Origin of the sequence: Pseudomonas helleri (assembly GCF_009600315.1) — a bacterium.
Lineage (GTDB): Bacteria > Pseudomonadota > Gammaproteobacteria > Pseudomonadales > Pseudomonadaceae > Aquipseudomonas > Aquipseudomonas helleri_A.
The window spans coordinates 104,693-117,522 of sequence record NZ_WIWC01000001.1 but is presented as its reverse complement, the minus strand read 5'-3'; the positions used below and the strand labels follow the sequence as shown (position 1 = coordinate 117,522).

The window sequence follows — 12,830 nt, the reverse complement described above, 5'->3', positions numbered from 1 at the left end:
CCAAATTCCGGGCTACTTGCCGATTATTGAAAGCAGGCCGCACTGAGCTTGACCAGTGCCCGATCTGCGCGTTTCTCACCACGCACCAACGCCGCGCGCCATTGCTCCACACAGGGCTGCAAATCAGCCTGTTGCTCGGCCTGAACCAGCCATTGCCAGGCGTCATGCCACTCACCCAACGCCTGTTGCGCCTCCTTCAAACGGCGCAGCACCAGCGCGGACAAATCGTTGAGTTGGGGGTAGGCTTCGGCACCGTAGCGCACGCGCTTGATTAACAAGCGCACGCGATGACGATCATGACCGGGGTCATTCAGCGCTTTTTCCAGGGTCTTCCATTGCTTATCGAGCACGTTTTCGATGCGCTGGCGCAGCCCCCGCAACATCCCTTCGCGTTGAGCTGCGCGGAGAAAGCGAGGGAACACGTCCACAATCATCAATAATTGAGCCAGTTGGACGCTCTCGGCCACCGCCGGGTAAATACCCGCCAGTTGCTCGCGTCGACGTGCCGCCAACAAGGGTTGGTCGTGCGCTTGCAGATAGGCCGCCAGTACTTCCAGGTCACGCCAGGGGGTGGTGTAACTGCCCACCTGTGACGCGGCCATTTCCAGTTGCACCACACCCGGCAATCCGCGCAAAGGTCGCAGCAAACTGCGCAATCGACGCACAGTGGTGCGTAAATCATGCAACGCTTCAGGATCTGTCTCGGCCTGCAGGCGCGCCTGACTGGCCAATAACTTGACCTCCAGGCGCACAATATTTTCGATGATCCGGTCCGCCAACTCAGCCATCCGTCCCCTCCTCTTTCACGCTACGGGTTCAACGCCCGGCACGGGACTCTTTGATGTAAAAACGCGCTTTTTCTGATTTGATGGTGCACCCTTCAAACGCTTCAAATTGTTGCTGTGTTTTAGCTGCGGTCAGTAAAGACAGCGCTTTGGAATAACTCACAGTGCCCGCAAACCCTTCGGCCTTGGCCAGATCAAGCTCATGCCAGGCAGCGTCCAGCTGAGTGGCACAGCTGTCTCGGTAAGCGGATTTATTGCCAGCACATCCTGCCAGAGCCAACGCAATCAACGGCACACACATCCAGGCTTTCATGGGGTTTTCCTCAAAAATAAACAAACAGTGCAAGTTAAGACGAAAAAAAGACCTAAAAGTGCCCTGCTCACTGATTCTGAAGCCTAGCCCAGTGAAACGGTTTGAGCTGTCGCTACACTTCATTAACAGGCAATGCACACCTGCCAGTCGAAGGATCGAGTCATGAAAAAGCGTATTGCATTGGTATTAGGTTCCGGCGGTGCACGAGGCTACGCCCACATCGGTGTTATTGAAGAACTGGAGCGGCGCGGTTACGACATCGCCTGCATCGCTGGCTGCTCGATGGGCGCGGTCGTCGGCGGCATTTACGCCGCCGGCAAGCTTGACGAATACCGCAACTGGATTCAAAACCTGGATTACCTCGACATATTGCGGCTGGTCGATGTGAGCTTTCGGCTGGGGGCCATCCGCGGTGAAAAAGTCTTCGGGCATATCCGTAACATCGTCGGCCCGATGAATATCGAAGACCTGCGTATTCCTTATACCGCCATTGCCACCGACCTGACGCATCAACAGGAAGTCTGGTTTCAACAAGGCTGCCTGCATCAGGCCATGCGTGCTTCGGCAGCCATCCCGAGCCTGTTCACCCCTGTGGTGCAAGGCAATCGCATGCTGGTAGACGGCGGCCTGCTCAATCCGCTGCCCATCGTGGCAGTCGTTTCCAGCCATTGCGACCTGATCGTCGCGGTCAACCTGAACTCAACAATTCAAAGCAGTTACCAACTGCCCGTGATTGCACGCCCTGCAAGTTTCAAAGGGCGTTTTGATAACTTGATGAGCTCGCTGGGTTCGCGCATGCCGTTTCGCACCCGGCACGCCGAGGAACTACTCAACCTGGAACGCGAAATGCTCAAGCCCGTCATCGAGCCGCTTGCGCAAACACCCCGCGACCCCTGGCTTGAGTCTGCCTACCCAAAATCCAAACCGGCTGACCCGGCGACGCCCCACTCGGCAGATGGCTCAGTGGTGATTGATACGGTAGGCCCAGCCTCTTTGGTGGATTTGATTAACCAAAGCTTTGAAGTGATGCAAACCTCGTTGGCGCAGTACAAGATCGCCGGTTACCCGCCCGACATTCTGATCAATGTGCCCAAGAAGGTGTGCCGCTTTTTCGAGTTTTATAAGGCCCCCGAATTGATCGAGCTGGGCCGGCAAATTGCCAAGGACACGCTGGACCGGTACGAAAGTCAGGATCATTAAATTTCAAGGAGTCGATAACCCACCCCTGCCTCAGTGGCAATAAAGCGCGGCCGGGTGGGGTCGTCCGCGAGCTTTTGTCGCAAGTGACCGACCACAATGCGCAGGTAATGGCTGTTCTCGGTATGACTCGGCCCCCAGATATCCTTTAGCAATTGCTGTTGAGTAATGACACGGCCCGGGTGCCGTGCCAGTTGCGCCAACACGGCGTATTCCTTGCGTGTCAGTGCAACCTCGACTCCGTTGAGCTGCACTCGGCGAAAGGCAAAATCAATGGTCAGCGGTCCGAGCGAAAGGGCCGCATCGAGGGTTTCGCCTGCGGGTACGTGACGTAACAACGCACGTATCCGCGCCAGAAACTCTTGAATCCCGAACGGCTTGGTGACGTAATCATTGGCCCCGCTGTCCAGCGCTTCGACCTTTTGCGCTTCGCTGGCTCGTACCGAAAGCACCAGGACGGGTACCCCCGACCACTCACGAAACTCGCGCAACACCTGCTGGCCGTCCATGTCGGGCAAGCCCAGATCCAGCACCACTAAATCCGGCTGTTTTAACGCAGCCTGACTCAAACCTTCTGCGCCCGTGGCGGCTTCGTGCACGCTGTAGCCTTGGGAAACCAGGCTGATGCGCAGAAATTTCCGAATCTGTGGCTCGTCGTCGATGACCAAAATAGTCGCGTTCTGGTTCATGGCTGCTCATCGTGGGAAAACAATGGCCAAAGAATATCAGTCTTCATGTTCCAGCTCTTCAGTGCCTGGCGCTGGCTGCTCGGGTAATGGCAAAAAAAGGCTGATACAGGTGCCCATACCGTCGATCCCCTCAGCGACCGTAATGCGGCCGCCGTGAGCACCGACCATCCCCTGACAAATCGCCAGCCCCAGCCCGGTGCCTTGGCCGCCGCGGTCACCTCGGGCGGCGGTGTAGAACATGTCGAAAATCTGTGCCCGTTCAGCCTCTGGAATGCCCGGCCCCTGATCACTGACGGCGAACCACAGCTCACGCTCATCCGCGCCTGCCTGCAAAGCCAATCGACCCTGAGGCGGTGAAAAGCGCGCTGCATTTTCCAGCACATTGATCAACGCTTGCTCGATCAAGGCTGCGTGGATATGCAACAACGGCAATTGCCCCGGCACGTCGATCTGCACCTGCAAAGGCGCCAGCACGGCGCGCAAGCGGTTCAAGGCGCTGGCGACTATATCCGCCGGGGCCACCCAGTCGCGGGCCAGTTTGAGCGCGCCATGACCCAAGCGAGTCATGTCCAACAGGTTTTGGATATAGCGATCAAGACGCTCAGCTTCATCGCGGGTGCCTTCAAGCAACTCACGCCGGTCCTGCAAAGGGATTGCCTCACCCAGCGCCAACAACGTATCGATACTGCCGCGCATAGTGGTCAAAGGCGTGCGCAAGTCATGGGAGACGGACGCCAGCAGGGCGCTGCGCAATTGTTCGGTTTCACCGTGCAAGCGTGCCGCTTCCAGGTCGTGGGCCAAACGTGCACGTGCCAACGCTTGAGCCAGCGGCTGGCTGAGCGCCATCAACAAACGCCGACGTTGCCCGCTAAGCGGCTGGCTGGCGCGGCTACGCACGCCCAGTAATGCCAGCGGGCCATCCTCCACCGTCAAGGGCAACCACCACCAATGGCTGATCGGCAAGGTGTCCGTTCCCTGCCCCGCGGGCTGATCATGGTTCCAGGCCCAGTCGGCGGCAGCGCGTTCAGCTTCAGTGAATGACACCGGGCCGCCGGTTTCTATCAGCCAACCTTGCGCGCCATCGCGGTTAAGCAGGCACATCTCGACGTCCTTCCAGTCACTGAAATGCTGGGCCGCTGCGCTGATGACCGCTTTACGGTCAGTCGCGGCCGTGAGTTTGCGTGACAAGTCGAGCAGTTGCGTAGTCTCTTCCTGGGTTTCGCGCAGCGCCTGCAGCTGTCGACGCTGACGAGCAGCAAGATTGCCGGTGAGGGCCGCCATCAACAGGAAAAACAGCAACGTCAGCACGTCTTCTTCGCGCTGGATGCTGAAGGAAAAATTGGGCGGGATAAACAGGAAGTCATAGGCCAGAAATGAGAGCGCCGCGCAGACCAGCGCAGGCCCCAGACTGCTGCGTACCGCCACCAATAACACCGCTGCGAGAAACACCAATGAGATATTAGGCAGCGCCAGTACGCTGGACACACCCCAGGCCAACGCGCTGGCTAACCCGGTGGCGAGCACAGCCAGTGCGTAGTCAAACCAACCGGCCGAGTGATTGCCAGGGCGGGCGACAGGTGCGCTCGTTTGCTCATGGTCGAGCACGTTGATTTCCAACCCATGAGCGTCACGCAATAATCGCGCTGCCAGCCCTCCTCCCAGCAGGCGGCGGTGCCAGCGCAAACGCGACTGGCCCACCAACAATAAATTGGCGCGCCGTTCTCGGGCGTGCTGAATCAAGGTTTTGGCCACTTCGCCAGCACGCAACAACACCACTTCACCGCCCAGGCGCTCAGCCAATAGCTGGGCACTTTGCAGGCGCAACCGCGATTGTTCGTCGCGCGGGCGACCGTTATCCACGTGCACCAGACTCCAGGGCAAGTGCCGACGTTCAGCCACGCGACTGGCATGGCGCACCAGACGCTCGGCCTGCTCGTCACCGTCAATGCCGACCACTAACCGGCCACGTAACGCCGGGGCACTCTGACCGAGCTGGCGATAGCCTTTGTCCAGCTCATCGTCGACGTACACGGCGGCTGTCTGCATGGCCAGTTCGCGCAGGGCATTGAGATTGGTCTGGGAAAAAAAAGCATCAATAGCCGCCCGGGCCTGCTCCGGCACGTACACCTTGCCTTCGCGCAAGCGTTCAAGCAGCTCACGGGGTGGCAGGTCGATCAGCAACAACTCGTAGGCTTCCTGCACGATCCAGTCCGGCACGGTCTCGCGCACCTGCACCCCGGTAATGCCCCGCACCTGATCGTTCAGGCTTTCCAGATGCTGGACATTGATCGTGGTGTAGACGTCGATGCCCGCCGCCAACAACTCCTGAACATCTTGCCAGCGCTTGGCGTGCCGACTGCCTGGGGCATTGCTGTGGGCCAGTTCGTCCACCAGCACCAACTGCACTGGAGCGCTGAGCAAACCGTCGAGGTCCATCTCTTCAAGCTGAACCCCTCGGTATTCGGAGCGCAACAATGGCTGTTGAGGCAAGCCGTTGAGCAGCGCCTCGGTTTCGGCCCGGCCGTGGGTTTCGACTACACCGGCGAGCAGCTTTACCCCTTGGCGCAATTGCGTGTGCGCGGCTTGCAGCATGGCGTAGGTTTTGCCCACACCAGGCGCCGCGCCGAGAAACACCTTGAGTCGGCCACGACCCGCGCGGGGTAAATCGGCTAACAGCGCATCGGCGCGGGTGGTGTTTGGCATGAGATTGGCCCCGTTATTTTTAGGTAGTTGCAGCGCTTATCCCCGTAGCAGTTGACGAGTGGTGCGAGGCTACGTTCGACGATGCAATCGTCGCAAGCTCCATCAGCGCGATTTATCTGAAACGCCCAGGCTAAGTGTTTTACGACTGCTGCGCAGCCGGACGTAGCCTCGTACTACTCGTCAACTGCTACGAGATTTCCGCTCACCTTATTGACCCGCATTCAGCTGTGCCAGCGCCTGATTAAGCAGCAATACGTTGACCACGGGCGGGCCTACCAGCGGCTGTTCGATATGCTGCGTCACGAGTTGTTCGACTGTCTTCTCAGACACGCCCCGTGCCGCCGCAACGCGGGCCAGTTGATAGCGAATGGCCTCTGGTGGCAAGTGCGGATCAAGCCCGCTGCCCGAGGTGGTCAACAGTGCCAGTGGCACAGGCCCCTGACCGGCAACCGCCAACTCGCTGGCACTGGCCTTGACCCGTTTCGCCAGCGCCGGATTGCTGGGCGCAAGGTTACTGGCCGCACTCGCGACGGTGGCAAACGCTCCCGCAGACGGCCGAGGGTGGAACCAGGTATCACCGCTGAAATCTTGCGCTATCAGGGCCGAACCTTGCACCTGACCCTCGCGGCCATAGATCAGGCTGCCATTGGCCTGCTCGGGGAAGGCCAACTGGGCAATCCCGGTGACGGCCAGCGGGTACACCACCCCGGTAATGGCGGTCATCAACAGCATCAGGCTCAGGGCCGGACGTAATAATGAAGTCATGATTGTTTCTCCTGAACCTAAACCAAATGCAGTGCAGTGAGCAGCATGTCGATCAGTTTGATGCCAATAAAAGGCACCACCAGTCCGCCCACGCCATAGATCAACAGGTTGCGTCGCAGCAGTTGCGCCGCATTGGCCGCCTGCACCCTCACCCCTCGCAGCGCCAGCGGTATCAGCACCACAATGATCAGCGCGTTAAACACAATGGCCGACAGGATGGCGCTCTGCGGGCTGTGCAGGTGCATCACGTTAAGCACGCCCAGTTGTGGGTAGATAGAAGCGAACAGCGCCGGCAGAATCGCGAAGTATTTGGCCACGTCATTGGCGATGGAGAACGTGGTCAGCGCGCCGCGTGTCACCAACAGCTCTTTACCGATCTGCACCACGTCCAGCAGTTTGGTCGGGTCACTGTCGAGGTCGACCATGTTGGCGGCTTCGCGTGCTGCTTGCGTGCCGTCGTTCATCGCCATGCCGACGTCCGCTTGAGCCAGAGCCGGTGCGTCGTTGGCGCCATCACCGCACATCGCCACCAGTCGCCCGTCATGTTGCTCGTGGCGAATACGCGCCAGCTTTTTCTCTGGTGTCGCCTCAGCCAATACGTCATCGACCCCCGCCTCGGCCGCAATGGCTGCGGCCGTCAGCGGGTTGTCGCCCGTCACCATCACCGTGCGAATGCCCAGAGTGCGCAGTTCGGCAAAGCGCTGACGTATCCCCGGCTTGACCACGTCCTTGAGATGGATCGCCCCCAGCAACTTGCCCTGCGCGCATACCAGCAAAGGCGTACCGCCACTTTGAGCGATGGTGTCGATTTCGCGCGACAGGGCGGGCAGTACTTCGTTGCGGGCCAAGCCTACGAAGGCCAACACTGAGTCCACTGCGCCCTTGCGGTACACCCGCCCCTGGCAGTCGATACCCGACAAGCGAGTTTCAGCGGTAAAAGGCACGGCACTAAAATCTGCTGCGTCAGGTTCCGGCAAGGTGTGCAGGCCGCGAACAAACTCGACGATAGACTTGCCTTCAGCCGTTTCATCCGCCAACGACGCCAGTAAAGCCCCTTCTGCCAGCTCTTTGGCGGTCACGCCGGGAGAGGCATACAACGCCGTACAACGGCGATTACCAAACGTGATAGTGCCGGTTTTATCCAGCATCAGCACATGCACATCGCCTGCTGCCTCAACCGCACGGCCGGATTTGGCAATCACATTCAGTCGCACCAGTCGGTCCATGCCCGCGATGCCGATGGCTGACAGTAAACCGCCAATGGTGGTTGGAATCAGTGTCACCAACAGCGCCACCAGAAACACCAGCGGCAAGCTGCCACCGGCAAAGTAGGCAAAGGGCTGCAAGGTCACGACAACAATCAGAAAGATCAGGGTCAGACCGATCAGCAGAATATCCAGCGCTACTTCGTTGGGGGTTTTCTGCCGCTTGGCGCCTTCGACCAGTGCAATCATGCGATCCAGGGTCGACTCGCCGGGATTGGCGCTAATCCGCACCAGCAACCAGTCCGACACCAGCCGGGTGTTGCCGGTGACCGCCGAGCGGTCCCCACCCGACTCTCGAATCACCGGCGCCGACTCGCCGGTAATGGCAGCTTCGTTGACGGCCGCGATCCCTTCTATCACTTCGCCATCGCCGGGGATCATTTCGCCCGCTTCGACGCGCACCACATCGCCTTTGCGCAGACGCGTGGCGGGGACAACCTCAAAACTGCCGGTGCTGGTCCTGCGCCTTGCGCTCAAGCCGACGCTGCCGGCCTTGAGGCTATCAGCGCGAGCCTTGCCACGGCCTTCCGCCAAGGCTTCGGCAAAGTTGGCGAACAACACGGTAAACCACAGCCACAGAGCGATTTGCACCGCCACCGCAGTGGGCACCGCCGGATCAGGCAGCAGGCACAGTATGGTGGTGAAAATGGCCGTCAACTCCACCACCAGCATCACCGGCGATCGCTTCAGCTGGCGCGGGTCGAGCTTGACGAACGCTTGCCACAAGGCCGGTCGCCACAGGTCAGCAAACGCTGTCTTGGGTGACTCATGAGGATGGGCTTCAGGCACGGGCGAAATCTTTGAACCATGAGCAGGCATATTCATCATCGTGTCCTTAGAAACCCTGAGTCAGTTGTTCAGCGATGGGGCCAAGGGCCAGAGTCGGCAAGAACGTCAGGCCGCCCACCAGCAGAATGGTCATGGTTAACAGCGCCACAAACAGCGGGCCATGGGTCGGAAAACTGTTCTGGTCAATGGGGGCTGTTTTCTTCAGCGCCAGGCTGCCCGCTAACGCCAGCACGGGAAGGATGTAGCCGAAGCGCCCAATCAGCATGCCCACACCCAACATCAGGTTATAAAACGGCGTATTCGCATTGAGCCCGGCAAAGGCTGAACCGTTGTTGGCACTGGCCGAGGTAAAGGCGTAAAGAATCTGGCTAAAGCCATGAGGGCCGGGGTTACTGACCGAGGCCACAGCACCGGGCAAAACAGCCGCCACTGCACCCAGAACCAATACCCCGACCGGCATCACCAGCAGCGTGATCACCAGCCACTGGACCTCCTTGGCCTGAAGTTTTTTTCCGAGGTATTGCGGGGTTCGACCAATCATCAAACCGGCCAGAAAGACGGCAATAAGGACGTTCAGCAACATCCCGTAAAGCCCCGCACCCACCCCCCCGAAGATCACTTCACCGACCATCATATTGACCAGCGCAACCATCCCGCTCAGCGGGTTAAGGCTGTCGTGCATGCCGTTCACCGAACCGTTGGACGCCGCGGTAGTGGTTTCAGTCCACAACACCGTCCCGGTGGTGCCAAAGCGTACTTCCTTGCCTTCCAGCGGTGCGCTTTGTTCCACCTGCGGGCTGTTGAGCGCGGGATTGGGTTGATATTCGGCATACAACGCGGTGCCGCCACCGATCAGAAACAGCGCCAACATACAGGCGATAATGGCCCGGCTCTGACGCAGATCCTTGACGTAATGGCCGAAGGTAAACACCAGCGCAACCGGGATCAGAATGATTGACGCCAGCTCGAACAAGTTGCTCCACGCAGTCGGGTTCTCAAAGGGGTGGGCCGAGTTGACGCCAAAGAAACCACCACCATTGGTGCCCAATTGCTTGATGGCAATTTGACTGGCCGCTGGCCCTAGCGGGATCACCTGATCGGCGCCCTGCATCGTCACGGCATTGACGTAATGGGCGAAGGTTTGTGGTACCCCCTGCCACACCAGAAACAGGGCCAACAGCAGACACAGCGGCAGCAGGCCATACAACGTCGCGCGGGTCATGTCAGCCCAGAAGTTGCCCAGCGTGCTGGCCGAGCGACGGCTGATACCGCGACACAGGGCGACCAGCACCGCCAGACCGGTGGCGGCACTGACAAAATTTTGCACCGTCAGGCCGATCATCTGGCTGAGGTAACTCAGCGAGGCTTCGCCGCTGTAACTTTGCCAGTTCGTGTTGGTGACAAAACTCACCGCCGTGTTGAAGGCTTGAGTCCATTCCTGCCCTGGTAATTGCTGAGGGTTGAGCGGCAGGTATTGCTGAAATACCAGCACCGAGAACAACAGCAAAAAACCCACTAGATTGAACATCAGCAATGCCAGGGCATAAGTGCGCCAGCTTTGCTCATTGCTCGGGTCAACGCCCGCTACCCGATAACAGAGCTTCTCGACAGGCCCCACGACAGGCGTGAGCCATGTCCGCTGACCTTCCATAACCTTGTAATAAAAACGGCCCAACCAGGGTGCGGGCACCAGTACCAGCGCCAAAAAGGCCAGCACCAACGCATAGTCATAACTGTGCATACCCGCTCCTAGTTCCGATCTGCGCGCAACAGCGCAACCAGCAGATAAACGAACAGCCCGAGGGCCAGCAGCAGTGACACTCCATCCAATACACCCATGACAACTCTCCCCGGAACGGCATGCGCCGCGTGTAGGGAGAGTGTGAGGAGTGAGGGTGTAAAGAATCGAGATCGTGCAGGAACAGGGCCGTAAAGAAAGCGTAAAAACACTCCAGGGACGTCAGAGTCCGCGTATGGCATTACCTGTCTTTACCGCTTTGGCATCGTGGGCACCCGCCAGGAACCCACCGCCTACATTGAAGGTGACGCCGACGACCCTTTCAGGGCCAAACGTTTTCGTCATCCAATGATGGGCCGCTTTGAAGTGAGCAGTCGAATTGTGAATTTCTCCACGCTCAACTGACTTCACAAGAGCGCCGTAATGCGAACCAGCAGCGCGATCCAGAGGGATGCCATGACTGGCCAGATTGTGGTTGACCAGAGACAAGGCGCGCGAAAAAGTCTGAGTCAATGGCTGTTTTGAAGTTGCATTGCGAATGATCTGCCGCCCTGGCGACGTGTAATCCGGAACATTATTACTCCCGACAAGCGCTTGAGACGCCAGAGTAACGGTCTCTTTCGCTTTGGCGACAGCCTTTGGCATCTGCTCTGGATTTGCCGCAGAAAATAAAGCCAGCAGAGAAGTCAGTTTCACAGGCAGGCGAACATGGCCGCTGGGGTCTTGCCAATTGAGCGGGTCTCCTGAGCAGTAGGCGTAAGCATTGACCCCTCCCGCGCCGAACGGACTCAAGATGTCGGGACTACAAAAGCGCATTAATACAGGGTTATAGACACGCGAACCATTGCCCAACAAGTAGTACCCGGTTAACGCGTCTCGCCACTCGCTGTTATAGCCCAGCAGACTGCTCTGGACGTTTGAGTCATGAAGATACCCATACGGGGTATAACCCTTGGAGACGTATAAGTGGATGCTCCAATCACTCATGACTGAGCCTTGCCGATCGGTGGCCAGTAACAAGGTTGAGCCATCAGGACAATGTTGGGCCAATAACTGGTGAACGCACCGCACAACACAGGTTTGACCACGGTCATTCATTTCAGTGGCGACCTGATTGCGCTGATTAAAGCGCTTCGTTGTCCCTCGATCGACCGAGGATGAGCCGACCCATCGATCCAGCGGATCAAATCGGTATTCATACAGCTCTGTATTTTTTGACGCAGACATAGAAGAAGCTCCGGTATAGGCCCCTCAGTCTGGGTAAATACGTGCTGCCCTCCTAGCTGACAAAGTTGACGGGCAGCTTTTTCTGTTGCCACCCGCCCTCTCAGGATTAATGCAAAAGCGGCGTATCCAGTACTTCAGATTCCGCACCCAAGACACTTTCGCTCAACTGGATAAAGGATGCTGTGTTGACCTTGTCCATGCGCATCAGCGCCTGACTGACGTCATCAAGCGAACGTTTATTGTGGGTTTGCAAACGAATTTCGCGGTCCAGGGCCTGCATTAATGTGACCGCTCTCGCCACCATTGCCGGGCTTACCTGCTGGCCACGAAGACGGGTCACACCCTTGCCGACGGTATTAAGCCTGACTTGCAACGCCTGATAACGCTCATCGCTCATACCACCGGCACGGCGCATCAGTTCTATGGCGTAGTACTCGCTCAAGCCTTCGCCAATCCATGCGTGCCCCGGCTCGTCATTGATGGCGCTGAACACCTGAACCACTTCACGCAATAATGGACTGCTGCCGCTCTCACTGACCAATGGCAGGCCACTGTACAGATAGATCGAGTTGTTTGCCGCCAAACTGCCTTTCGACATCGGGCTCGCGGCCCCCACAATCAATAACTTGGCGGGATTGCGCGGGAACACGGCTTGAAGCTGTGGCCAGACGAACGTCAACAAGGTCAACACATCCATACGGCGCATGCCTTGTCCTTTTGGAGCGGCCACCGTGACTTCGGTTTCACCCAGCGTGGTGCGGCGGCTGCCCAGCGTGCCAGCCAACATCCAGCCCGTGGGCCTGTCGAATAAACGCGACACGTCATCGATGCGAAAGCGGTTTTTGCCGATGCGCGGCCACGCAGTTTCGACACTCTTCCAGCCGTCCGGCAACTCAAACTCCAGACGCGACACCAACTCTGTGCCGTCCTGCTGATCCAGCGCAGCTGGCGGCACCAGTTGTTCGCCCCGAAACAATGCCCACTGCGGCGTAATCAGCGTCTCGAAGCTGCCGTTTTTACGTAACTGATTCAAGCGCACACGGTAGGAAAGACTGGCCTTGCCCGGTGTCGGGTGCCAGAGGCCACGGCTATGGGTAGCGTCCGGGCTCAGTTGCCATTGGCCGTCCGCTTTAAAGTCGCTATAGCTGCCGGGTGCGCCCAAATCGAAATCCAGACTGCGCACCGCAGTGCCGTCGGCCAACGTCAAACGCACCTGCGCCTGATTGCTTTGCGGCAACAGGCGCACGTGATAGTCCAGATCAACCTTTTTGGCGGCCCACAACAGACTGCTGACCATCACCAGTGCCAAGCCCAGGGGTAATTGGTAACGCAGCGGCATACACACTCCTTCGGCTACCG

General features: G+C 58.5%; 11 protein-coding genes. 1 reads left to right on the top strand and 10 read right to left on the bottom strand.

Going from position 1 to position 12,830, the window contains the following annotated elements; genetic code table 11:
• Positions 1-23: 23 nt before the first annotated feature.
• Positions 24-788 (bottom strand): CHAD domain-containing protein, encoded by a 765-nt coding sequence (locus GHN86_RS00560; protein WP_153377212.1) that lies wholly within the window; start codon positions 786-788, stop codon positions 24-26.
• A gap of 28 nt (positions 789-816) precedes the next feature.
• Entirely contained in the window at positions 817-1,098 is a 282-nt protein-coding gene (locus GHN86_RS00555; protein ID WP_153385952.1) for a hypothetical protein, read from the bottom strand.
• A 162-nt stretch (positions 1,099-1,260) separates the two neighbouring features.
• On the opposite strand from GHN86_RS00555, the gene GHN86_RS00550 reads away from it, so the two are divergent.
• On the top strand, positions 1,261-2,298 hold the full coding sequence (locus GHN86_RS00550) for a patatin-like phospholipase family protein (protein WP_153377210.1): 1,038 nt from the start codon (positions 1,261-1,263) through the stop codon (positions 2,296-2,298).
• Here GHN86_RS00550 and GHN86_RS00545 read toward each other — a convergent pair.
• From GHN86_RS00545 to GHN86_RS00510, 8 genes are all read right to left on the bottom strand, one after another.
• Positions 2,295-2,984, bottom strand: coding sequence for a response regulator (locus GHN86_RS00545; RefSeq protein WP_153377209.1), 690 nt, complete (start codon positions 2,982-2,984; stop codon positions 2,295-2,297). The two genes, GHN86_RS00550 and GHN86_RS00545, sit on opposite strands and share 4 nt — an antisense overlap.
• Positions 2,985-3,020: 36 nt before the next feature.
• Positions 3,021-5,687 (bottom strand): sensor histidine kinase, encoded by a 2,667-nt coding sequence (locus GHN86_RS00540; RefSeq protein ID WP_153377208.1) that lies wholly within the window; start codon positions 5,685-5,687, stop codon positions 3,021-3,023.
• Positions 5,688-5,894: 207 nt separating this feature from the next.
• Positions 5,895-6,452, bottom strand: coding sequence for a potassium-transporting ATPase subunit KdpC (gene kdpC, locus GHN86_RS00535; protein WP_153377207.1), 558 nt, complete (start codon positions 6,450-6,452; stop codon positions 5,895-5,897).
• Between the two features lie 17 nt (positions 6,453-6,469).
• Complete coding sequence (kdpB, locus tag GHN86_RS00530) at positions 6,470-8,542, bottom strand: potassium-transporting ATPase subunit KdpB (protein WP_397462680.1); 2,073 nt, start codon at positions 8,540-8,542, stop codon at positions 6,470-6,472.
• A 10-nt stretch (positions 8,543-8,552) separates the two neighbouring features.
• Positions 8,553-10,247 carry a potassium-transporting ATPase subunit KdpA gene (gene kdpA / locus GHN86_RS00525; RefSeq protein WP_153377206.1) on the bottom strand — a complete coding sequence of 565 codons (1,695 nt, stop codon included), beginning with the start codon at positions 10,245-10,247 and terminating at the stop codon, positions 8,553-8,555.
• Between the two features lie 8 nt (positions 10,248-10,255).
• On the bottom strand, positions 10,256-10,345 hold the full coding sequence (kdpF, locus tag GHN86_RS00520) for a K(+)-transporting ATPase subunit F (RefSeq protein ID WP_146383808.1): 90 nt from the start codon (positions 10,343-10,345) through the stop codon (positions 10,256-10,258).
• Positions 10,346-10,466: 121 nt separating this feature from the next.
• Entirely contained in the window at positions 10,467-11,471 is a 1,005-nt protein-coding gene (locus tag GHN86_RS00515; RefSeq protein ID WP_153377205.1) for an RHS repeat-associated core domain-containing protein, read from the bottom strand.
• Positions 11,472-11,577: 106 nt separating this feature from the next.
• A complete protein-coding gene (locus tag GHN86_RS00510; protein ID WP_153377204.1) occupies positions 11,578-12,810 on the bottom strand; it encodes a hypothetical protein in 1,233 nt (410 codons plus the stop codon).
• Between the last annotated feature and the right edge of the window lie 20 nt (positions 12,811-12,830).

Bases quoted from the DNA above. Each gene is read 5' to 3' on its own strand.
- GHN86_RS00515 (WP_153377205.1), bottom strand. From the start codon at position 11,471: ATGTCTGCGTCAAAAAATACAGAGCTGTATGAATACCGATTTGATCCG.
- kdpC (WP_153377207.1), bottom strand. From the start codon at position 6,452: ATGACTTCATTATTACGTCCGGCCCTGAGCCTGATGCTGTTGATGACC.
- kdpA (WP_153377206.1), bottom strand. From the start codon at position 10,247: ATGCACAGTTATGACTATGCGTTGGTGCTGGCCTTTTTGGCGCTGGTA.
- GHN86_RS00545 (WP_153377209.1), bottom strand. From the start codon at position 2,984: ATGAACCAGAACGCGACTATTTTGGTCATCGACGACGAGCCACAGATT.
- GHN86_RS00550 (WP_153377210.1), top strand. From the start codon at position 1,261: ATGAAAAAGCGTATTGCATTGGTATTAGGTTCCGGCGGTGCACGAGGC.
- kdpB (WP_397462680.1), bottom strand. From the start codon at position 8,542: ATGAATATGCCTGCTCATGGTTCAAAGATTTCGCCCGTGCCTGAAGCC.
- kdpF (WP_146383808.1), bottom strand. From the start codon at position 10,345: ATGGGTGTATTGGATGGAGTGTCACTGCTGCTGGCCCTCGGGCTGTTC.
- GHN86_RS00540 (WP_153377208.1), bottom strand. From the start codon at position 5,687: ATGCCAAACACCACCCGCGCCGATGCGCTGTTAGCCGATTTACCCCGC.
- GHN86_RS00510 (WP_153377204.1), bottom strand. From the start codon at position 12,810: ATGCCGCTGCGTTACCAATTACCCCTGGGCTTGGCACTGGTGATGGTC.
- GHN86_RS00560 (WP_153377212.1), bottom strand. From the start codon at position 788: ATGGCTGAGTTGGCGGACCGGATCATCGAAAATATTGTGCGCCTGGAG.
- GHN86_RS00555 (WP_153385952.1), bottom strand. From the start codon at position 1,098: ATGAAAGCCTGGATGTGTGTGCCGTTGATTGCGTTGGCTCTGGCAGGA.